This is a genomic window from Clostridium paraputrificum AGR2156, assembly GCF_000424025.1.
Classification (GTDB): Bacteria; Bacillota; Clostridia; order Clostridiales; family Clostridiaceae; genus Clostridium; species Clostridium paraputrificum.
Window position 1 is genome coordinate 1 of the sequence record NZ_AUJC01000017.1, and the last position, 21,464, is coordinate 21,464.

Sequence of the window (21,464 nt, forward strand, 5' to 3'; positions counted from 1 at the left end):
AATTATTCTATTATGCTAGTAACAACACCTGAACCTACAGTTCTTCCACCTTCTCTGATCGCGAATCTTAAACCTTCGTCCATTGCTACTTGAGTTATTAATTCAACGTTCATATCGATGTGATCTCCAGGCATAACCATTTCCATACCTTCTGGTAATTTGATTGATCCTGTAACGTCTGTTGTTCTGAAGTAGAATTGTGGTCTGTATCCATCAAAGAATGGAGTATGTCTTCCACCTTCTTCTTTCTTAAGTACGTATACTTGACCTACGAACTTGCTGTGTGGGTGTACTGATCCAGTCTTAGCTAATACTTGACCTCTTTCGATATCAGTTCTTTGAACACCTCTTAATAATGCTCCGATGTTATCTCCAGCTTGCGCTTCGTCTAGTAACTTTCTGAACATTTCGATTCCTGTTACTACAGTCTTCATCTTTTCTTCTTTTAATCCTACTACTTCAACTTCGTCTCCAACATGTAGGATACCTCTTTCAACTCTTCCTGTTGCAACTGTTCCTCTACCAGTGATTGTAAATACATCTTCTACTGGCATTAAGAATGGCTTATCTGTTGCTCTTTCTGGAGTTGGAATGTAGCTATCTACTGCTTCCATTAATTCCATGATGCACTTAGTAGCTTCTTCATCTGTTGGGTTTTCTAATGCTTTTAATGCTGAACCAGTTATTACTGGAATGTCATCTCCTGGGAAGTTGTATTCGCTTAATAATTCTCTAACTTCCATTTCTACTAATTCAAGTAATTCTGGATCGTCTACCATATCTGCTTTGTTTAAGAATACTACGATATAGTCAACACCAACTCTTGATGCTAGTAGTATATGTTCTCTTGTTTGAGGCATTGGACCATCTGCTGCTGAACATACTAAGATAGCTCCATCCATTTGTGCAGCTCCTGTAATCATGTTCTTAACGTAGTCAGCGTGTCCTGGACAGTCAACGTGTGCATAGTGTCTGTTATCTGTTTGATATTCAACGTGTGCAGTGTTGATTGTGATTCCTCTTTCTTTTTCTTCTGGTGCCTTATCGATTTCTGCGTAATCGAATGCTTCAGCGAATCCTCTGTTTGCTAAAACTGTTGTGATTGCTGCTGTAAGTGTTGTCTTACCGTGGTCTACGTGACCGATTGTTCCAATATTTACGTGGGGTTTATTTCTCTCGAATTTTTCCTTTGCCATTGTAATTCCTCCTTACTATTTCTTAAATAAACTTTGCCTAGCGTTCACTGCTTATTTCGTGGAGCTCACGATCGGGATTGAACCGACGACCTCCGCCTTACCAAGGCGACGCTCTACCGACTGAGCTACGTGAGCACTCATATATTGACTTTTTCAATATACCAATTATAAAGTTTACTATCAAATTTTTTATTTGTCAACAACAAATTAACTACTCCAAATGCAAGCATTTTTCAAGTTTTCTCTTAACTCTTTGTAGTGCATTATCTATAGATTTAGCATGTCTATCTAAATCACAAGCAATCTCTTGATAAGATTTACCATCTAGATATGATGTAAGTACCTCTAATTCTAAATCAGATAATACTTTTGATATTTCTCCCTCAATATGCTCCATTTGCTCCTGGCTTATAACTAGCTCTTCTGGATCAGTTATCCTAAATCCAGCTAACACATCTAAAAGTGTCCTATCTGACTCTTCTTCATAAATTGGTTTATTTAAAGACACATATGTATTTAGGGGAATATGTTTTTGCCTTGTCGCCGTCTTAATTGCTGTTATTATTTGTCTTGTAACACATAGTTCAGCAAATGCTTTAAAGGAGGTTAACTTATCAGGTTTAAAATCCCTTATGGCTTTATAAAGTCCTATCATACCTTCTTGATATATATCTTCTTTATCAGCACCAATCAAAAAGTAAGATTTAGCTTTTGCCTTCACAAAGTTCTCATACTTAGATATAAGATACTCTTGTGCTCTTACATTACCGTTTTTTGCTTCTAAAACAATTTCTTCATCTAACTTTTCATCAAACTCTGAATAGTTTTCCATCAAATACCCTTCGTTAAACACTTCTCCCCCTCCGAACTATGATATTATATAATTAAAATTATACTCTACCCTATTAAATTAAGTCAAATTTTTCACTTGCTCCTTCGCATATCTTCTAACTTCTTAAGCACTTCATTATCAATATTATCTTGCAAATGATTTTTATTAGGATTTTTAATTTTTTCAGACTTCATTCGTATATTCTTTTCGGTTTTCATAACTTCATTGTAGAATTCAAGAGATGACATTCTAACTGCACCTCTTTGAAATATAGTTTGTTGTTCCATCCAATCAGATGTAACTACATACACTTCATACTTTCTACCTACATTATGAACTTCTTTTTCTATGTAACTATCTGCTGTTTGACCATCCTTCGTAAAAACAATAGTTAAATTTTTATTTTTTTCTTCTTTTTTCTCTCTATTGCCAGCGACCTTATACCCATCAAAAACTAATATAACCTTGCAGTCACTATAGGAACCATAATTATGCATTATGTCAATCAACTTTTCCCTTGTACCATCAAAAGTATACTCTTTATCAGTCTTTAAATTAGGCCAACTATTAAGAACATTATACCCATCTACAAATACTAACTTCACAAGTATCCCTCATTTATTTAATTAATCTTCCTTTTAACACTTCATACATCATTATACCCCCTGCAACAGAAGCATTTAAAGAGTTAATTTTTCCTACCATAGGTATCTTAACCAACTTGTCACACTTTTTAAGAGTAAGTTTAGATATCCCTTTACCTTCACTCCCAACAATAATGGCGCATGGTCCTGAAAAATTCACTTCATAGCTATATTCCACACCATCTATATCGGCTCCATACACCCATATACCTTCTTCTTTCAACTCATCTATAACCTTATTTATATTAGTTACCTTTGCTACCTTCATATGTTCTATCGCACCAACTGAAGACTTATATACAGTAGAAGTAACACCTACATTTCTTCTTTTAGGAATTATAATTCCATGAACTCCACATAACTCAGCCGTTCTTATTATAGAGCCAAGATTGTGAGGATCTTCTATTTCATCTAATATTACAATAAACGGTGCTTCTCCCTTTTTCTTTGCAAAATTTAATATGTCAGATACTTCATAGTATTTATATGGAGTAATCCTTACAGCTACACCTTGATGTACTATACCCCCACATAATAAATCTAACTTTTTTCTATCAACTTCTTTTATAACCAACTTTTTTTCTTTTGCTAAAGAAATAATACTATTTATTGACCCTTCAGTCTGTCCCTTAGCTATGTATAACGCTTCAATTGTCCTGTCACTTTTAATAGCTTCTGTAACTGCATTTCTCCCAGCTATTAAATCTTCTCTTTCCTCTACAGTATGATTTTCGCCTCTAGACGACTTTTCTTTATGTTTATTTACAGTATTTTTTTCTCTTTTAGCCATGTAAGTTACTCCTTTACTCTTCGTTATTTATTATTTCGATACTTTTATTCATTATATAACTTAATCTTTCCTTATTTCCTATTAAATATATATATCCAACTAAGCTTTCAAAACCAGTTGCCATTCTATAATCTCTAACATCTGCATTCTTAGGTACAGTGGCCGACTTAGTGTTCCTACCTCTTTTATATATATATAACTCCTCTTCTGTAAGCTCATCTTCCAATTTATGCATAGCCAATGATTGACTCTTAGCCTTTACATATCCTATAGCCTCTTTATGCATTTTATGAGCCGATAACTCAGAATTAGAAGATAATATATAGTTTCTTATAAACACTTCATATACACCATCTCCAACTAATGCAAGCTGAAGTGGATTTAACATTCTAGCTTCATCTTTAGTAAATTCTCTTACTCTTAAATCCTCTAACATTTTATTCTCCTTTAAATAAGGGTTGCAAATCCTGCAACCCTTAATAAATATCTTAATTTACCTTTTTCCACCTAACTCCTTGTGGAGTATCTTCAAGCACAATTCCTCTAGCCTTCAAATCATCTCTAATTTTATCAGCTAATGCAAAATCTCTATTCTTTCTTGCATTTTGTCTTTGCTCTATTAATTCTTCTATTTCACTCTCAAGATCACCTTTTGTTGATTTTTGTAGGATTCCTAAAGGACCTCCTAACTCTCTTATTAATTCTAAGGCCTTTGTAGCTAATTCCTTTGAAGAATTAATAGTTATATTAGTATTTATATCCTTAGATAATTCAAATAATACAGTTAATGCGTCAGCAGTATTAAAATCATCATCCATCTTTTGAATATATCTTTCTCTATACTTATCTAGAGAATCCAAATAACTCTTCTCTTCTTCATTCATTTCTTCTTTAGAAACTTCACCTATTAAGTTTTCTAAATTAGATACTGCATTATATAATCTATCCATAGATGCTTTAGCTGAATCCAATAACTCTTTACTAAAGTTAATTTGTATTCTATAGTGTGCTGACATCATAAAGAATCTAATTACATCTGCATCATATTCTTTTAATATATCTCTAGCTGTGAAGAAATTATTTAGAGACTTAGACATTTTTTGATTATTTACATTTACATAAGCAGAATGTAACCAATAATTAGCAAACGTCTTACCAGTTAATGCTTCACTTTGAGCCACTTCATTTTCATGATGAGGAAACGCTAAATCCATTCCTCCAGCATGAATATCAATTGTTTCTCCTAGTAGCTTTTTAGCCATACATGAGCATTCAATATGCCATCCTGGTCTTCCTTTACCCCACGGACAATCCCAAGCAGGTTCTCCTGGCTTTTGAGCTTTCCAAATAGCAAAATCCATAGGATCTTTTTTTCTTTCATCTGCTGCAGATGAAGTTCTATTACTAGCTCCCATTTGAAGGTCTTCTAAACTTTGTCCTGAAAGTTTACCATACGCTTCAAACTTCTTAGTTCTAAAGTACACATCTCCATCTACTTCATAAGCATATCCCTTTTCTATTAACTTAGATACAAAGTCAATAATATCATCTATAAACTCTGTAGCTCTTGGGTTTACAGTTGCTCTTTCAATATTAAGTGCATCAGCATCTGTATAATATTCTGATATATACTTATCTCCAATGTTTTTTACTGTTGTTCCCTCTTCATTAGCTTTATTTATCATTTTATCATCTATATCAGTAAAATTTTGTACAAACTTCACCTTGTATCCTCTATACTCTAGGTATCTTCTAATTGTATCAAATACAATAAAAGTTCTACCATTTCCTATATGAAAGAAATTATATACTGTAGGACCACAGACATACATCTTTACTTCCCCTGGAGTAATAGGTACAAATTCTTCTTTTTTTCTTGTCAGAGTATTATATAGCTTCATCTTTTATCCTCCTAAATTACTTTAATTTAAGGTTGTTTTCTTCAAATAACGCTTTTACTCTATTACAAACATCTTCTATCTTAATAACCTCATTATCGCCGCCAGCTCTTAACTTAAATTCAACTGCCCCTTCACTAATCTTCTTACCAACAGTAACTCTCATAGGTATTCCGATTATTTCAGAATCCTTGAACTTAACACCAGCTCTTTCATTTCTATCATCCATTAAAACTTCCACACCTAGGTCTTTTAATGAATTGTATAATTTTTCTGCAACCTTCATTTGTTCTTCATCTTTTATATTTACAGGAATTACTGACACATGGTATGGTGCAACAGATAATGGCCATACTATACCATTTTCATCATGATGTTGTTCTATTATTGAAGCCATGGTTCTTGTAACTCCAATACCATAACATCCCATTACAAATGGAGTATTCTTTCCATTTTCATCTATAAAAGTAGCATTCATAGCTTCTGAGTACTTAGTTCCTAGCTTAAATATATGCCCTACTTCTGTACCTCTAGCTATAGAAACTTTTCCACCACATAATGGACATTTCCCACCATCTTCTACATTTCTGAAGTCTCCTACAGTCCCTTCAAAATCTCTTCCATAATTAACATTTTTTAAGTGATATCCAGTTTCGTTAGCTCCAACAATCATGTTATACATATTCTTAACTTCTTCATCAACTAATAATAAATCTACTTTTAAACCTACTGGTCCACCAAATCCCACTTCACATCCTGTAGCATTTTTATATTCTTCATGAGATGCCATCATTATATCAGTGGCAGCATTTGCAGCATTTGATACTTTTACTTCATTAACTTCTCTATCTCCTCTAACAACTACCCCAACTATCTTTCCATCTATATTGTACATTAAAAGTTTTACTGTTTTCTTTGGGGATACATTTAAGTATGAAGATACTTCATCTATTCCTCTACTGTCAGGAGTAGCAACCTTTTCAACTTCTAATAATTCTTCTGCTTTTGCTATATCAGGAGTAGCTTCTGCTTTTTCTATATTAGCAGCATAATCACAAACTGTACAGAACACTACATCATCTTCACCAACCTCTGATTTAACCATAAATTCAGCCGAATTTGCACCACCAATTGCACCAGAATCGGCAGCTACACATTTAGCATCAATTCCACATCTATTAAATATTTTAACATATGCATCATGCATTTTATTATATGAAAGATCTAATCCTGCTTGATCTTTATCAAAGCTATAGGCATCCTTCATAACAAATTCTCTACTTCTCATAACCCCAAATCTAGGTCTTCTTTCATCTCTATACTTAGTTTGAATTTGATATAAATTTACTGGTAATTGCTTATATGACTTAATTTCATTTCTAGCTATATCAGTGAATACTTCTTCATGAGTTGGCCCAAGACAAAAATCTCTATTGTTTCTATCTTTTAATCTGAACATTTCTGCTCCATAAACATCCCATCTACCTGATTCTTGCCATAATTCAGCTGGTAGTAACGCAGATGCTAAGAATTCTTGAGCCCCTGCAGCATTCATTTCTTCTCTGATTATATCTTCTATGTTTTTTAAAACCTTAAGTCCTAGTGGCATATAGTTATATACCCCAGAAGCCATCTTTCTCATCATTCCTGATCTAAGCATTAACTTATGGCTTTCTATTTCAGCTTCCGCTGGAACTTCTCTTAATGTTAACATTAACATATTTGACATTTTCATAATAAACTTCCTCCTCGTATCATTCTATATGTTTTAACAAATTAATCTACATTTAAAATAAAAAAATCCGCCCTAAATATATTAGGGCGAATTATTAATCGCGGTACCACCTAAATTGATTCTCTAATAATGATAACGGTATTAAACCGATAGTTTTTGCCTATTGCTCCGAAGCTGGTTCAAAATCTATTGAAAATCTTACAGCCATGGATTTTCTCTCTGAAAGTGCGATTTTTACTATTCTTCATCATTGCTTTTTACATAAACTTTTATAATTTTTTAGTAATACTTATTATAACTTGTAGGTAAAAAGGTGTCAACTCTAGTGAAAGTCTTTAGCCAAATACTGAGCTATAATTAAATCTTCTGGTGTTGTAACTTTAATATTAGTATATTCACCATTATATAAATACACCTTATTTCCGTATAATTCTACCACCATAGTATCATCACTTACTATCTTTCCTTCAGATTTAACACTCTCATGACAACTCATAATTAAATCATACTTAAAAACTTGAGGAGTTTGCACTGATACAAGGGTACTTCTATCAGGAGTATCTACTGAAAAAGATTCATCATCCTTAACTTTAATTGTATCTTTAGGCATAACTCCAGGGGCCGTAGCTCCATACTTTCTGGCATTATCAATACCATCTTTTATCATTCTTTCACTTACAAAAGGTCTTGCACCATCATGAATTAAAACTATATCTGTATTATTTAACACCTTTAATCCATTATAGACAGAATCCTGCCTTTCTGCTCCACCCTCTACAATATAATCTACCTTTAACAAATACTTATTGAGTATTTCATTTTTACAATACTCAATTTCATTTTTAGGCAACACTAATACAACTTTATCTATTAAAGTACAATTAATAAATCTTTTTAATGTGTAGTAGATTAAGGGCTTATCATTGATATGGATAAATTGCTTACTCACATCTGCACCCATTCTTTTGCCTCTACCACCTGCTAAAATAATCGCAGATATCATATTAATCCTCTCTTAGCTATCTTTTGGTTTCGCAAAAATCATTCTTCCAGCAGCTGTTTGAAGGACAGACGTAACAATAACATCTATTGTTGATCCTATATGCTTTTTACCACCTTCAACTACTATCATTGTTCCATCATCTAAATAAGCTACACCTTGACTTGATTCCTTACCATCTTTAACAACATCTACAGTCATCTCTTCACCAGGAATTACTACAGGTTTTACAGCATTCGATAGTTCATTGATATTTAATACTGGTACACCTTGAACCTCTGCTACTTTATTTAAATTAAAATCATTTGTAACTACTTTTCCACTTAAAGTTTGTGCAAGTTTTAATAGTTTACTATCTACCTCTTCAATCTTTGGAAAATCACCTTCCCAAATTTGAGTTTCTATAGGTAGCTCCTTTTGAATCTTATTTAATATATCTAGTCCTCTTCTGCCTCTATTTCTTTTTAATCCATCTGATGAATCTGATATGTGCCTTAGTTCATCTAATACGAAATTAGGTATCACTAAAGGTCCTTCTACAAAACCTGTTTGACATATATCAAAAATTCTTCCATCTATAATTACAGATGTATCTAGAACTTTAGGTATAGTTTTTATAGTAGTTTTTGTTTTCTTTTCTTTAACGCTACTATTCTTTTTAAGTCCAACTAATATATTTGTTATATCATCCTTTTTCTTTATCATAATATCCATGCCAATTATTGCTGCAATTACATTTATTAAAACTACTAATAACGGACCCATTATTGGATGAAAATCCATTACAGGCCTAGTCAATAATGCAGTAATAATTAAGGTAATTAAAGCACCTATTGCACCATAAGCAATTTCGCTAATTGTTAACTTTTGAATATTTTTTTCAATATAATCAATTAAATTAGATATTGCTGTATATATCGCAGGTGAAATAAGATAAAAAATAAGACCAAATAATAAACAAATAAGAACTATAAATAAGACCGAACCATAAGTTTTTGAAAGAATACCTAAACTTTGAATTTTATCAATTTTAATAACGGCATCTCCAACAACATAACCAATAATTAGTCCTGCTATAGAAAACAACCCTCTAATTAATTTTTTAAGCATTTTACCACCTCCTTATATAATTATTGACAATTTATTTTATTTAAATCCCCACTATATTAGGATTTATTTACATTATATCATACCAAACTATACTCTAGTTAAAATATGTTTTAAATTCAGATATTTTTAATTTTTGTACCCCCTATTAATTAAGTAATTATTCTATTATTATAGGTACATAGGCTAAGGGTAACCAACAACCTATTATTGACATTTTTAACTTTTTATAACTATAATTATTTTAAAGTAACACCTTTAAAAACACAAAGGAGTGAGATACATGAAGGATATAATATTTGATGATTTTCAAAACTCTGTTAACGATTCTTTATTAAGACACAAAAGTATTTTAGATTTAATTACTAAATACTCTGAGTCATGTTCTAGGGTAAACAGAGCTATTGCAAAATCTGTTACAAATTGTGGATGTCTTACTATTAATGCAAAGAAGCAACATCTTCCTGATGATTCGATAGAAGATATAAGCGAATTACTTGATACACATATTAAAGGTGATTTATGTGACAACTGTCGTGAAATTATTGAGAGAGAAATGGGAAATAATCTTTTTTATCTAACATCTTTATGCAATGACCTTGGCATTAATCTTTATGATGTCCTATTAAAGGAACATGATAGAATTAACACACTAGGTAAGTTTACATTTAGATAAAATCTTTCTGTAGAATAAAAAACTGTGTCTTATATATTATAGACACAGTTTTAATTTATAATTCTTTATTTAAATAAACCTGTTCGTTTATCCTCTTTAATCCATTTCTTATCGCTCTTGCTCTTGCTTCTCCAATTCCTTCTACTTGATCTAATTCTTCTATATCAGCATCTATTATTTGATTAAATCTATCAAAATGCTTAATTAAGTTTTCTATAACATTTGAAGGAATTCTAGGCACCTTACTTAATATTCTATATCCTTTTGGAGAAACTAATGTATCAACTAAAGATTCTCCTGAATATCCTAATACTCTAGATATTACTTCTAAGTCTAGCAATTCCTCTTGAGATAACTTTTGTATATCTTTATATATATTATCAACAGTATCATCTTTCTTAAAGTAATCTCTTATTAATAGAATTCCATCTCTCTCTATATGTCTTACTAACTCATTTAATTGCATAGATATAAGTCTACCTTCGTTCCCTAACTCCAATATATATATATCTATTTCTTCTACTATTCTCATAACCATTTCAGTTCTTTGAATAGCTGTAACCACATCAAATAAAGTTGTTAAATCTTGAAACTCTAATAAATTTAAATTATTAATTACTCTATCTAAAACAGCAACATATTTTTCAAGAGTTTGAACAGCCTGGTTAGCCCTTGCTAATATAATACTACTTTCTCTTAATACATACTTAATATCACCTTTGTATACTGTAATTATATTTCTACGTTGAGAAATAGCAATAACTACCCTTCCAGTTTGCTTTGCTACTCTATCTGCTGTTCTATGTCTAGTACCTGTTTCGTAGGTAGGAATTGTTGATGAAGGTACTAGTTGAGCATTTGCACAAACTATCTTCTTTAAATCTCCACTAATTACTATAGCCCCATCCATTTTAGCTAATTCATATACATAAGCTGGAGTGTATTCAGAATTAATATAAAATCCGCCATCTACTATGCTCATTATATCTTCACTATCACCTAATACTACTAATCCACCAGTCTTAGCCCTTAATATGTTTTCTAACCCTTCCCTTAATGCAGTTCCTGGGCACATTAACTCTAATATCTTTTTTATTTCTAAATCTTTCTCTAACCTCATACACTCACCCACTTTTTAAAAAACTTTTCCAATAGCTTCTCTTAAATTACTTACACCTATAACCTTAATTGATTCATTGCTAATTCTATCTTTATTTCTAAAAGGTATTATAGCATATTCAAACCCCATTTTTTCTGCTTCATTTACTAATCTATCAATTGAGTTTATAGGTCTTATTTCTCCTGTTAATCCAACTTCTCCAATTATAGCTACCTTAGGTAAAGATATACCTTTATTCTTTACACTAGATAATAAGGCTAATGCTAAACCTAAATCAGCTGTAGTTCCATCTATGTTTAAACCACCAACAACATTTACATATACATCTTGATTATAAAAAGGTATTCTTAACTTCTTTTCTAAAACTGCAAGAATCAAACTCAATCTTTGATTATCTATTCCAACACCAGTTCTCCTTGGCATTGGAGCGTTAGTTTGAGTAACTAATGCTTGAATCTCTACTAGTATTGGTCTTGTTCCTTCCATTATACCAATAACAACTGAACCTTCTTGATTAAAGTTTGTATCCTCTAAAAACATCTTTGAAGGATCGTATATTTCAACTAAACCTTCCCCTCTCATTTCAAAAACACCAATTTCACTAGTTGTTCCAAAACGATTCTTTATGGTTCTTAATATTCTAAACTCTTCAGTTCTTTCACCTTCAAAGTATAAAACTGTATCTACCATATGTTCTAATACCCTTGGACCTGCAAGAGCTCCTTGTTTTGTAACATGTGCAACAATAAATAAAGGTATATTTTTTCCTTTACCTATTCTCATCAATTCATTTGAGCATTCCTTTACCTGAGATACACTTCCTGGCGCAGATGTTACCCCCTCTTTATAAATAGTTTGAATAGAGTCTATTATAACAAACACTGGTTGTATATTTTCTATGTATGCATCAATTGTATCTAAATTAGTTTCGGAAACTATAAATAAATCTTTAGCAGTTACCCCTAACCTATCCCCACGAATTTTAATTTGCTCTTCTGATTCTTCACCAGATACATATAAAACTTTTCCGTACTTAGACGCTATATTATTAGCTGTTTGTAATAGTAACGTGGACTTTCCTATTCCAGGGTCCCCTGAAATTAAAGTTAAAGATCCTTTTACTAATCCTCCTCCAAGTACTCTATCAAGTTCTTTTAGATTTGTTTTAAATCTTTCTTTTTCTCCAGACTTTATTTCCCCTATACTCTTTGGCATATTTTCTGGCAATATACTTTTACTTATTTTTTCTTTTATTATGGTATTGTTATCTTTTAATTCCTCAACAAAAGTATTCCATTGATTGCAAGAAGGACATTTTCCAAGCCACCTTGGTGATTCATAACCACACTCTTGACATGTAAAAATAGTTTTTATTTTAGCCATACGCTCTCCTCCTTTCCATATTCAAAACTCAACTTTATATATTGTTATATTTATATATTTATATATTGTTATCTTTATATATTTTTAATCTTCGTTCCTAACTATATAATAATATCATAATTTTAAAATATAATTTACAATTCAAATTTATTTTTTTACATTTATTTATCGTCCAACCAAAAGAAAAGGTGAGATATTTTTATCTCACCTTCTATTATTACCAACTTTATTACTTTACAAGCTTAGCTGCAGCTTCATCAATTATAACAACTACATCTCTATGCATTTGTAACATAGTTGCAGGATTTGAAGTTGTAATCTTACCACTTAATACACCTTTAATCGCTTCTGCCTTACTTTCACCGCTAGCAACTAAAAGAATCTTTTTAGCTTTCATTATTTGTCCAAGTCCCATAGTTATAGCTGTCTTTGGAACTTCATCAATAGAATCAAAGAATCTTGCATTTGCTTCTATTGTACTTTGAGTTAATCCAGTTAAATGAGTTCCTGCAACCAAATCTTGATCTGGTTCATTAAATGCTATATGTCCATTGTTACCAATACCTAATAATTGAATATCAGTTCCACCTAACTCATCTATTTTTTTATCATAGTTTCTTCCTTCTTCAGCTATATCCTCAGCTAGTCCATTAGGTACAAAAGTTCTACTCTTATCTATATTTATATGATTGAATAAGTTATCATTCATGAAATATCTATAACTTTGTGGATGATCTCCAGCAAGTCCTACATATTCATCTAAGTTTACAGTTGTTACATTAGAAAAATCAATTTTTCCATCTTTGTTCATCTTTATTAACTCTTTGTACATTCCTACTGGAGTTCCACCTGTAGCTAATCCTAAAACAGCATTTGGTTTAACTTCTACTACCTTTGCCATTTCTTCCGCTGCTAATCTGCTCATTTCATCATAATCTTTAGCTATTATTACTTTCACTTTAATTTCCCCTCTCGTCTTAAAATATTTACTTCTAAAATATATTTATCTGATCTATAGGTAGCCTCTTCTACAAAAAGTACCTTTCCATCGCTATTTATAGTTTTACCAATTATCTGAAGTAATGGTACTTGCTCATCCACTCCAAAAATCTTTTTATTAGTTTCATCCATTATAACTGCTTTTATAGATGATTCCGAATATTCCACAGAGTATCCAAACTCCTCTAATATCTTATATAAAGATCCTTTTAACTTCTCTTCATTTATAAATCCACAATAGTCTGAAGGTATATATACAACCTCATTGGCTATACATTCACCGTCAACTATTCTATTTCTATTTATCTTATAAACTTCCTCAAAAGAAAAAGTATCTGTCAAATCTTCTGGAGTAGGTATTTTATTAAATTCAATAACCTTAGTTTCTAGAGTCCTACCAGTTCTTTTAATTATTTCAGAGAAACTCATCATATCTTTCTGCTTGACTTTCGGCTCACAAACAAAAGTGCCCTTTCCTTTTTCTCTTACTAATATACCTTCTTGAACTAGTTCTCCTAAAGCTTGCCTAATTGTCATTCTACTAACACCATAGTTTTCAGAAAGTTCCCTTTCACTATCTATACATTGACCAACCTTCCAAACACCTTCTCTTATCTTCTTTAGAATGTCTTCTTTCAATTGATAATATACAGGAATAGGACTGCTTTTATCTATCATACTTAACTTCCTCCTCAATAATTATATCAAACCAAAATTAACTTGTCTAGACCACTATACATTAAGAATTAGCATAGAAATCTATCATCTTACAAATACTAATTATAAACAATTTAAGGAGATGATTCTATGCTTACTGAAAATACATTAAATAATATAAATATTACCGGGAAAAATATTTTAAAAGATAACTCTGAAATTAATATTACTGACATTTTTTCATCACAGCAATCTAATGATGAAATAAATAATCATATATTAAATTCTAATTTAAGTAATGAAAATATAATAAAATAAATAACAAAACATATAATCTTTTCATATTATATATTACATAAGAGTTATTGTTGAAAATTTCTATATTTAGTTATAAACTAAAATTAATGTTAATAACCATTAATTTTTATTAGGAGGATTATATAATGATTAAAGTATATACTACAGATTCTTGCCCTTGGTGCGTAAAGGCTAAGAATTATTTAAAATCAAAAAATATAGCTTTTGAAGAACTTAACGTAGCTGAAGATATGGATGCTAGACAAGAAATGGTTCAAAAATCCAGACAAATGGGAGTACCTGTTTTAGACATAAATGGAACTGTTGTAATTGGTTTTGATAAACCAGCTATAGATACAGCTTTAACTAAATAAACTAATAAAAAAACACCTATTATGATACGCTCCTGTAAATATACAGGTAATAATTCATTCTAGGTGTTTTTTATAGTATTTTTAAATATCCATTATTAAAATATACCTTTATAAATATCTTTTAATACTATCCTATAGGCTACTTATTGATAGCCTTATCTATTGCACTCTTATCAAATCCAACAATTATTTCTCCATTAATATCTAATACTGGTACAGTTCTTTGACCTGAAACCTTAAATACCTCTTCTCTATCTTCATGAGCATCTGCAACATTTATCTCACTAAATGCTAATCCTTTTAAACCTAGATACTTTTTAGCTTTTACGCAAGCTGGACACCATGATGTTGAATATATTTTTATCATTTTTATTCACTCCTATTTGATATTATAAATTTTTCAGCCTCTAGTGCTGCAATAGTACCATCAGCTACTGCTGTTGTTATTTGTCTATATAACTTTTCTCTAACATCCCCTGCTGCATATACACCAGGTATATTAGTGTTCATATTTTCATCTGTAATAATATAACCATTCTTAGTTAGGTTAATGTATTTACCGAACATATCTGTTTTAGGCTCAGTTCCAATATAGCCAAATACACCATCTATATCTATAGATTTTTCCTCTCTAGTAAGTGTATTTTTTATTATAGCCTTTTCTACAAAGTTTGTTCCTTCTACATTTACCAAATCTTCATTGTATAGAATCTCTATTTTTTCATTCTTTTCAACTTGATCTAATAAAGACTTTTCTCCTCTAAAATAATCATATCTTCTAATAAGATATACCTTCTTGGCAAATCTAGTTAAAAAGATAGCTTCTTCTAAGGCAGAATTACCTCCTCCTACTACACCAACAACTTTTCCTTCATACATTGCACCATCACAAACAGCACAATAATGAATTCCTTTGCCTGCAAATTTCCCTTCATTAGGAATAGGTAACTTTCTAGGTGAAGCTCCTGTTGCAATTATTAAACTTTTTGCTTTGTAAATATAGCTTTCAGTTTCTACAAGTTTATATTCACCATCAAGTCTTACATCCTCTACTGGATCAAACTCATCAATTACCGCTCCAAGTTCCTCTGCTTGTTCTTGCATTATATCCGCTAACATGCTTCCTTCTACATTTTTAAATCCAGGATAATTTTCTATAGTATAACTATTTCTAACTTGACCTCCTAAGATAGAATTTTCAAGTATTATCATATTTAACTTAGCTCTTGAAGCATAAATTCCAGCAGTTAAACCTGCAGGTCCTCCACCCAAGATTACTAAATCTATATCTTTTATATCTTTATTCATGCAATCACTCCTTTACCCTATGGGGGTATATATTTATTATATCACAATCTATGAAATATTCAATAATAATTATTAATTAACATTATATAAAAATAAGCCCATAAGCAAATCCTAATAATATTATGTGCTTGCAGGCTTATTTTATATCCTAACTTTCTTGTAGTTCTTTAAATTTAAGCTTATTATCTTCTACCGAAACTAATACTGTATCTCCTATTTTTATATTTCCTGTTAGTAATTCTTCACTTAATTTGTCTTCTACCTCTTTAGTTATAACTCTTCTTAAAGGTCTAGCTCCATAATTAGTGTCAGATCCTTTGGTAACTAAGAAATCTTTGCATTCGTCACTTAATCTAAGGTAAATTTTATTATTTTTAAGTCTCTCAATAATAGAATTCAACATTAAATCTATGATAGATTTCATATCTTCATCATCTAACTTTTTAAATACAATAGTGTCATCTATTCTATTTAAAAACTCTGGTTTGAATTTCTCTTTCAATTCTCCCATTATATTTTCTTTCATCTTTTCATATTCAGTTTCTTTTCTATCATTTACACTAAATCCCACAGTTTTTTGTTTCTTTATTGTATGAGCCCCCACATTAGATGTCATTATTATTATTGTATTCTTAAAGTTAACCAACTTTCCTTTACCATCAGTAAGTCTTCCATCTTCCATAATTTGAAGAAGCACATTAAATACATCTGGATGAGCTTTTTCTATCTCATCTAAAAGCACAACCGAATATGGTCTTCTTCTAACTGCTTCAGTTAGCTGTCCCCCTTCATCATATCCAACATACCCTGGAGGTGACCCTATAAGTCTTGATACTGAATGTTTTTCCATATATTCAGACATATCAATTCTAATTATGCTATTTTCATCTGCAAACATAGCTTCTGCTAAGGCTTTACATAGTTCTGTTTTTCCAACCCCTGTTGGTCCTAAGAATATAAAACTACCTATTGGTCTTTTAGTATCTCTTAAACCAACTCTAGCTCTTCTTACTGCTCTTGCTACAGCCCTTACCGCTTCTTCCTGTCCTACAACTCTCTTCTTTAAAATTTCTTCCATTCTAAGTAGTTTATCGCTTTCTTTCTCAGTTAACTTTTCTACTGGGATTTTAGTCCAAGATGATACTACATTAGCTATATTTTCTTCACTTACTGTAAGAGAATTAACTTGGTTATTGGTAGTCCATTCTTTCTTTATTTCACTTAACTCATCTTTAAGTTTCTTTTCATCATCTCTTAATCTTGCAGCTTTTTCAAAGTCTTGTATTCTAATAGATTCTTCCTTTTCCTTTACTACTGTTTCTATTTCCTCTTCAATTTCTTTTAAATTGGGCGGAGCAACTAAACTCTCTATTCTGATTTTAGCCGCAGCTTCATCAATTAAGTCAATAGCTTTATCAGGCATAAATCTATCAGTTATATATCTATCAGCTAAATCTACAGCAGCATGTAAAGCATCATCTGTTATTTTCACTCTATGATGTGATTCATACTTATCCCTTAACCCCTTTAATATTTCAAGAGTTTCTTCCTTTGTAGGTTCACCTACTATAATGGGTTGAAATCTTCTCTCTAAAGCTGTATCCTTTTCAATATGTTTTCTATATTCATCAATGGTGGTAGCACCTATACACTGAATTGCTCCTCTAGATAAGGCAGGTTTTAATATATTTGATGCATCTATTGCACCTTCTGCCCCTCCAGCACCGATTATAGTATGAATTTCATCAATAAATATGATGATATCTGGATTATTTTTTATTTCTTCCATAACTTTTTTTAATCTATCTTCAAATTCACCTCTATATTTAGCACCTGCAACCATAGCACTTAAGTCTAAACTAATAATTCTTTTATTCCTAAGAATTTCTGGAATATTACCATTAACAATTCTTTGGGCTAATCCTTCAACTACAGCTGTTTTACCTACTCCAGGTTCACCAATAAGACATGGATTATTTTTTATCCTTCTACATAGTATTTCTAGAACTCTTTGATTTTCTTGCTCTCTTCCTATAACAGGATCAAGATTATCATCCTTTGCCATTTCAGTTAAATCATGACCATATTGATCTAACATTGGAGTATCTTTCTTTTTACTACTCTCATTTTCATCATCATTCAATTCTTCATCTTCTTTTCCTGACAAAAACAGAATCAGATCGCTTTTTATCTCTTTAAAATTTAGTCTTAATTGGCATAATATGGTATACGCCACTCCTTCTTCCTCATTTATCAATGCCAATAGAAGATGTTCTGGGCTAACATATTTATGATTTAATTTCCTTGCTTCTATAATACTTTCATCAAATAATCTTTTAGTCCTTGGAGTTAGTAATAACTCGCCTTTTGGCATAAGTGAGTCTCCATAACCTAAGTATTCCTCTAGCATATTCCTTATTTCTTCTATTTCTACACCATACTTTTCTAACAACTCACTAGAGTATCCCTTTTCAGCCATAATTCCTATCAATATGTGTTCAGTTCCTATATACCCATGCTTAAATTTTTGAGACTCTTTTTGTGCTCCCATTATTACTAATTGAGCTCTTTCTGTAAATTTCCCATATGACATTTACAACACCTCCTACCATAATTACTTTAATAATTCTTTTATCAATACAGCTCTTTCAGCTTTTTTCTCTTTATTAGTCAATGATTTACCTAATTTATTTTGTATAGCCTCATCACTTGTATAAACTAGAAGCTTGTTCAAGATATCTTTATTTAAGTCTAGGACATACGTCTCTACTCCTAACCTTAAATATGATAATAATTCTACTAGTTCTTTATAAGACATTAACTTAGCATTTTTTAATATTCCATAGGATCTAAATATCTTATCCTCTAATTCATCTTTACATTTATTAATTACTATATCCCTAAACTTAATCTCTTCTTGTATAATATTTTCAACTACTCCCTCCAGATTATTAATTATCTCATCTTCAGTTATGCCTAAAGATATTCTATTTGAAACCTCATATATATTACCATCTGAATATACTGGATTTATAGTCATTCCTACCTGACTTAACCCCTTTGAAATATTAGTAATTTCTTCACTCATTGACAATGCAGGTAAGTGTAGTATTACTGATGCTTTCATCCCAGTACCAACTTTACTAGGAGTAGATGTTAAATACCCAAAATCTTCGTGAAAAGAATATGTTATATATTCTTCTATTAAATCATCAATCTTATTAGCAACTTCATATACTTCTTTTAAATTCATTCCTTCCGTAGTACATTGTATATTTAAATGATCTACCTCATTAATCATTATGCTAATTGTTTCTTCTTTATTAATAATTAAGGCTGCTCTATCTTTTCTCTTAACTAATTCCTTAGTTACTAAAAGTTTTGCCTCATATGACTTTATATAATCAATATGATTATCCCAAAACTTTATTATTTTTAACTCTTCATCATCTAGTTTGCTAAATATAACATTAGATAATTTATCTACATTCTTTTTAGCATCCTCCACCTCTAGTTTATCTGTAAATAAAATTCCTTCTAAATTTCTAGCTAAGGAAAGTTTACTACACAATATTAAATCATCATTTTGGGCCTTACTATAAATCCAATTTCTCATCTTTGCCCACCTCTGTCCTACTATTTTCTATATCTTTTATCTTATCTCTTAAGACTGCAGCTCTCTCATACTCTTCTTCTAAAATAGCTTTTTGTAGTTCCTTTTTTAAATTAACATACTTCTTTTTCTCAACAAGCTTAACACCTGAACGTTTTGGAACCTTTCCTATGTGCTCTAAATCCCCTTGTATTCTTTTAAACATAGGTCTTAAATAACTAGAAAAACTTTGATAACATTCATCGCAACCTAATTGTCCACTAGCTTTAAATTGAGAATACGTCAATCCACACTTTTTACATATAACTTCTATTTTATTTGGTTTATTTTTATCAATGGATTCAAAAAAACCACCTAAAATATTGGGAATAGAAATTTCATCTATGCTTCCTAATGAACCAACTAAAGAAATATCAGAAATTTCTTTAGCACAACTTTCGCAAAGTCTTACTTCAGACTTCTCTCCATTGATTAATTTTATTAAATGTATTGTTGCCACTCTCTTATTACACTTCTCACACAACATAAATACCACCCCTATGATAATATGACCATAACCATCCCTTTAAGAATATCTGCTCTAGATTTATTCTTCTCTTCTATAGAAATTAAAGATCTATCATTAATAGCAATCTTCATAATTTCTTTTTCTCTTTCTGTAATTATATCTAATTCATATAAATTTTCTATTATTGATAATGCATTATGGTATGTAATTGATGAACCTATAGCATCATATATTAATCTACTTCTTTGTTCTGTTCCATCATAAGTTAATTGTTTTATTATAATATGACCACCGCCACCTCTTCTACTTTCTATAACATAACCTTTATCAGAGGTAAATCGTGTAGTTAATACATAGTTAATTTGTGATGGTGCACATCTAAATTGATCAGCCAATTCATTTCTTTGTATTTGAACTTGATCGCCACCATTCTCATTTAGCATTTCTTTAATAAAGCTTTCAATTATATCTGAAAGTCTTGCCATAATATCACCTTCTTAAACGTTGTTTTTGACTTACTTTGACCTATATTTTAATAATAATATTAATTCATATTATTATCAAGCCATAATATTACTTCTTAGTTTAGTTTTTATAAAATTCCACATAATATACTTATAAATATTTAGGAGGTTTTTGTATGATTATAAGATGGCTAGGAGAATCTTGTTTCTTAATTCAAGTCTCAAATGGTAGAAGGGTTCTATTAGATCCTTTAAATCTTACAATAAATAAAATATCTAGCCTAAACCCAAGTATAATTACATTAAGTCATAATTATCTTAATATAGATAAAAGTTCTATACCAATATTAAAAAATTGCAATACAGTCAATACTTTGGGTGTATATAAATTTTACGATATTTTAGTTACTGGATACCAAGGATATCATGATAATCTATATGGGATAAAAAGAGGTGAAAATATTATTTACTCTACAGAAATTGAAGGAATTAAACTATGTCATCTAGGTCATATTGGCCATAATCTTTCAATTGACCTTATATCCACTTTATCAGACATAGACATATTATTTATACCTATAGGTGGACACTTTACAATTAATAGTCCTCAAGCTTTAGACATAATAGATATAATTAAACCAAAGTATATTATTCCAATGTATTATAGAAACTCCAATTGTACAAAGTTCTTAGATAGTCCTAAAGATTTTTTTATTAATTCTAAAAAAATAACTATAATAGATAAAGACTGTATTGATACTAATACATTAGATAGCTCCTCATCATTAAATACATTAATAATCAAAGATAGCTCTAATTACATAAATACTATATAAGAAAAAAGATCGTCATAAAATGACGAT

General features: G+C 30.7%; 23 protein-coding genes, 1 tRNA gene and 1 other annotated feature. Of the genes, 4 read left to right on the forward strand and 20 right to left on the reverse strand.

From position 1 onward, the window contains the following. Nucleotides 1-2: 2 nt before the first annotated feature. The 10 genes from tuf to G594_RS0113840 form a co-directional block, all read right to left on the reverse strand. Nucleotides 3-1,196 carry an elongation factor Tu gene (gene tuf / locus G594_RS0113795; protein ID WP_027099121.1) on the reverse strand — a complete coding sequence of 398 codons (1,194 nt, stop codon included), beginning with the start codon at nt 1,194-1,196 and terminating at the stop codon, nt 3-5. A gap of 59 nt (nt 1,197-1,255) precedes the next feature. Next, nucleotides 1,256-1,331 (reverse strand) — tRNA-Thr (locus G594_RS0113800). Between the two features lie 76 nt (nt 1,332-1,407). Next, nucleotides 1,408-2,028: an RNA polymerase sporulation sigma factor SigH gene (sigH, locus tag G594_RS0113805; protein WP_027099122.1), complete on the reverse strand. Its 621-nt coding sequence runs from the start codon at nt 2,026-2,028 to the stop codon at nt 1,408-1,410. Between the two features lie 92 nt (nt 2,029-2,120). Continuing rightward, a complete protein-coding gene (locus G594_RS0113810; RefSeq protein ID WP_027099123.1) occupies nt 2,121-2,633 on the reverse strand; it encodes an NYN domain-containing protein in 513 nt (170 codons plus the stop codon). Between the two features lie 13 nt (nt 2,634-2,646). Next, nucleotides 2,647-3,489, reverse strand: coding sequence for a 23S rRNA (guanosine(2251)-2'-O)-methyltransferase RlmB (gene rlmB, locus G594_RS0113815; RefSeq protein ID WP_373208017.1), 843 nt, complete (start codon nt 3,487-3,489; stop codon nt 2,647-2,649). Next, entirely contained in the window at nt 3,476-3,898 is a 423-nt protein-coding gene (locus G594_RS0113820; protein WP_027099125.1) for a Mini-ribonuclease 3, read from the reverse strand. Before G594_RS0113820 ends, rlmB begins: the two co-directional genes overlap by 14 nt. 52 nt (nt 3,899-3,950) lie before the next feature. Beyond that, the gene (gene cysS / locus G594_RS0113825; protein WP_027099126.1) at nt 3,951-5,363 is read right to left on the reverse strand and encodes a cysteine--tRNA ligase; all 1,413 of its coding nucleotides are present in this window, start codon (nt 5,361-5,363) and stop codon (nt 3,951-3,953) included. Between the two features lie 16 nt (nt 5,364-5,379). Then, nucleotides 5,380-7,095 (reverse strand): proline--tRNA ligase, encoded by a 1,716-nt coding sequence (locus G594_RS0113830; protein WP_027099127.1) that lies wholly within the window; start codon nt 7,093-7,095, stop codon nt 5,380-5,382. 79 nt (nt 7,096-7,174) lie between these two features. After that, nucleotides 7,175-7,355, reverse strand: a binding site (T-box leader). Between the two features lie 62 nt (nt 7,356-7,417). Next, nucleotides 7,418-8,098, reverse strand: coding sequence for a 2-C-methyl-D-erythritol 4-phosphate cytidylyltransferase (ispD, locus tag G594_RS0113835; protein WP_027099128.1), 681 nt, complete (start codon nt 8,096-8,098; stop codon nt 7,418-7,420). 12 nt (nt 8,099-8,110) lie between these two features. Then, nucleotides 8,111-9,205, reverse strand: a complete 1,095-nt coding sequence (locus tag G594_RS0113840) for a PIN/TRAM domain-containing protein (protein ID WP_027099129.1) — start codon at nt 9,203-9,205, stop codon at nt 8,111-8,113. Between the two features lie 280 nt (nt 9,206-9,485). On the opposite strand from G594_RS0113840, the gene G594_RS0113845 reads away from it, so the two are divergent. After that, nucleotides 9,486-9,878 (forward strand): nucleoside triphosphate pyrophosphohydrolase family protein, encoded by a 393-nt coding sequence (locus tag G594_RS0113845; RefSeq protein WP_027099130.1) that lies wholly within the window; start codon nt 9,486-9,488, stop codon nt 9,876-9,878. A 55-nt stretch (nt 9,879-9,933) separates the two neighbouring features. On the opposite strand, the gene disA is transcribed toward G594_RS0113845, so the two are convergent. The 4 genes from disA to G594_RS0113865 all read right to left on the reverse strand — a co-directional run bounded on the left by disA (nt 9,934) and on the right by G594_RS0113865 (nt 14,058). Beyond that, the gene (gene disA, locus G594_RS0113850) at nt 9,934-10,998 is read right to left on the reverse strand and encodes a DNA integrity scanning diadenylate cyclase DisA (protein WP_027099131.1); all 1,065 of its coding nucleotides are present in this window, start codon (nt 10,996-10,998) and stop codon (nt 9,934-9,936) included. 15 nt (nt 10,999-11,013) lie between these two features. Next, the gene (radA, locus tag G594_RS0113855; protein WP_027099132.1) at nt 11,014-12,381 is read right to left on the reverse strand and encodes a DNA repair protein RadA; all 1,368 of its coding nucleotides are present in this window, start codon (nt 12,379-12,381) and stop codon (nt 11,014-11,016) included. A gap of 229 nt (nt 12,382-12,610) precedes the next feature. Continuing rightward, on the reverse strand, nt 12,611-13,339 hold the full coding sequence (gene nagB, locus G594_RS0113860; protein WP_027099133.1) for a glucosamine-6-phosphate deaminase: 729 nt from the start codon (nt 13,337-13,339) through the stop codon (nt 12,611-12,613). Further along, nucleotides 13,336-14,058 (reverse strand): GntR family transcriptional regulator, encoded by a 723-nt coding sequence (locus G594_RS0113865; protein ID WP_027099134.1) that lies wholly within the window; start codon nt 14,056-14,058, stop codon nt 13,336-13,338. The genes nagB and G594_RS0113865 overlap by 4 nt, the downstream gene beginning before the upstream one ends. Before the next feature lie 129 nt (nt 14,059-14,187). Here G594_RS0113865 and G594_RS20170 point away from each other — a divergent pair, with 129 nt between their 5' ends. Together G594_RS20170 and G594_RS0113875 are read left to right on the forward strand one after the other, a co-directional pair. Further along, on the forward strand, nt 14,188-14,355 hold the full coding sequence (locus G594_RS20170; RefSeq protein ID WP_155849314.1) for a hypothetical protein: 168 nt from the start codon (nt 14,188-14,190) through the stop codon (nt 14,353-14,355). 125 nt (nt 14,356-14,480) lie between these two features. Then, nucleotides 14,481-14,708, forward strand: a complete 228-nt coding sequence (locus tag G594_RS0113875; RefSeq protein ID WP_027099135.1) for a glutaredoxin family protein — start codon at nt 14,481-14,483, stop codon at nt 14,706-14,708. Nucleotides 14,709-14,847: 139 nt separating this feature from the next. On the opposite strand, the gene G594_RS0113880 is transcribed toward G594_RS0113875, so the two are convergent. From G594_RS0113880 to G594_RS0113905, 6 genes are all read right to left on the reverse strand, one after another. Beyond that, entirely contained in the window at nt 14,848-15,075 is a 228-nt protein-coding gene (locus tag G594_RS0113880; protein ID WP_027099136.1) for a glutaredoxin domain-containing protein, read from the reverse strand. A 2-nt stretch (nt 15,076-15,077) separates the two neighbouring features. Then, entirely contained in the window at nt 15,078-16,016 is a 939-nt protein-coding gene (trxB, locus tag G594_RS0113885) for a thioredoxin-disulfide reductase (RefSeq protein WP_027099137.1), read from the reverse strand. Between the two features lie 148 nt (nt 16,017-16,164). After that, nucleotides 16,165-18,609 (reverse strand): ATP-dependent Clp protease ATP-binding subunit, encoded by a 2,445-nt coding sequence (locus G594_RS0113890; protein ID WP_027099138.1) that lies wholly within the window; start codon nt 18,607-18,609, stop codon nt 16,165-16,167. Nucleotides 18,610-18,630: 21 nt separating this feature from the next. Next, the gene (locus tag G594_RS0113895; protein WP_027099139.1) at nt 18,631-19,632 is read right to left on the reverse strand and encodes a hypothetical protein; all 1,002 of its coding nucleotides are present in this window, start codon (nt 19,630-19,632) and stop codon (nt 18,631-18,633) included. Further along, a complete protein-coding gene (locus tag G594_RS0113900; RefSeq protein WP_027099140.1) occupies nt 19,613-20,155 on the reverse strand; it encodes a UvrB/UvrC motif-containing protein in 543 nt (180 codons plus the stop codon). The genes G594_RS0113895 and G594_RS0113900 overlap by 20 nt, the downstream gene beginning before the upstream one ends. 11 nt (nt 20,156-20,166) lie before the next feature. Beyond that, the gene (locus G594_RS0113905) at nt 20,167-20,622 is read right to left on the reverse strand and encodes a CtsR family transcriptional regulator (RefSeq protein WP_027099141.1); all 456 of its coding nucleotides are present in this window, start codon (nt 20,620-20,622) and stop codon (nt 20,167-20,169) included. A 155-nt stretch (nt 20,623-20,777) separates the two neighbouring features. Between G594_RS0113905 and G594_RS19025 the strand changes: the two genes are divergently transcribed. Then, nucleotides 20,778-21,437: an MBL fold metallo-hydrolase gene (locus tag G594_RS19025; protein ID WP_051196025.1), complete on the forward strand. Its 660-nt coding sequence runs from the start codon at nt 20,778-20,780 to the stop codon at nt 21,435-21,437. Nucleotides 21,438-21,464: the final 27 nt, after the last annotated feature.

Excerpts from the sequence above, each read along its gene's own strand:
- G594_RS0113900 (WP_027099140.1), bottom strand. The coding sequence starts at position 20,155 with ATGTTGTGTGAGAAGTGTAATAAGAGAGTGGCAACAATACATTTAATA.
- G594_RS0113875 (WP_027099135.1), top strand. The coding sequence starts at position 14,481 with ATGATTAAAGTATATACTACAGATTCTTGCCCTTGGTGCGTAAAGGCT.
- cysS (WP_027099126.1), bottom strand. The coding sequence starts at position 5,363 with ATGAAGCTATATAATACTCTGACAAGAAAAAAAGAAGAATTTGTACCT.
- G594_RS0113905 (WP_027099141.1), bottom strand. The coding sequence starts at position 20,622 with ATGGCAAGACTTTCAGATATAATTGAAAGCTTTATTAAAGAAATGCTA.
- radA (WP_027099132.1), bottom strand. The coding sequence starts at position 12,381 with ATGGCTAAAATAAAAACTATTTTTACATGTCAAGAGTGTGGTTATGAA.
- tuf (WP_027099121.1), bottom strand. The coding sequence starts at position 1,196 with ATGGCAAAGGAAAAATTCGAGAGAAATAAACCCCACGTAAATATTGGA.
- G594_RS19025 (WP_051196025.1), top strand. The coding sequence starts at position 20,778 with ATGATTATAAGATGGCTAGGAGAATCTTGTTTCTTAATTCAAGTCTCA.
- G594_RS0113845 (WP_027099130.1), top strand. The coding sequence starts at position 9,486 with ATGAAGGATATAATATTTGATGATTTTCAAAACTCTGTTAACGATTCT.
- sigH (WP_027099122.1), bottom strand. The coding sequence starts at position 2,028 with ATGGAAAACTATTCAGAGTTTGATGAAAAGTTAGATGAAGAAATTGTT.
- G594_RS0113830 (WP_027099127.1), bottom strand. The coding sequence starts at position 7,095 with ATGAAAATGTCAAATATGTTAATGTTAACATTAAGAGAAGTTCCAGCG.
- ispD (WP_027099128.1), bottom strand. The coding sequence starts at position 8,098 with ATGATATCTGCGATTATTTTAGCAGGTGGTAGAGGCAAAAGAATGGGT.
- G594_RS0113890 (WP_027099138.1), bottom strand. The coding sequence starts at position 18,609 with ATGTCATATGGGAAATTTACAGAAAGAGCTCAATTAGTAATAATGGGA.
- G594_RS20170 (WP_155849314.1), top strand. The coding sequence starts at position 14,188 with ATGCTTACTGAAAATACATTAAATAATATAAATATTACCGGGAAAAAT.
- G594_RS0113840 (WP_027099129.1), bottom strand. The coding sequence starts at position 9,205 with ATGCTTAAAAAATTAATTAGAGGGTTGTTTTCTATAGCAGGACTAATT.
- trxB (WP_027099137.1), bottom strand. The coding sequence starts at position 16,016 with ATGAATAAAGATATAAAAGATATAGATTTAGTAATCTTGGGTGGAGGA.
- G594_RS0113895 (WP_027099139.1), bottom strand. The coding sequence starts at position 19,632 with ATGAGAAATTGGATTTATAGTAAGGCCCAAAATGATGATTTAATATTG.
- G594_RS0113880 (WP_027099136.1), bottom strand. The coding sequence starts at position 15,075 with ATGATAAAAATATATTCAACATCATGGTGTCCAGCTTGCGTAAAAGCT.
- G594_RS0113820 (WP_027099125.1), bottom strand. The coding sequence starts at position 3,898 with ATGTTAGAGGATTTAAGAGTAAGAGAATTTACTAAAGATGAAGCTAGA.
- G594_RS0113865 (WP_027099134.1), bottom strand. The coding sequence starts at position 14,058 with ATGATAGATAAAAGCAGTCCTATTCCTGTATATTATCAATTGAAAGAA.
- disA (WP_027099131.1), bottom strand. The coding sequence starts at position 10,998 with ATGAGGTTAGAGAAAGATTTAGAAATAAAAAAGATATTAGAGTTAATG.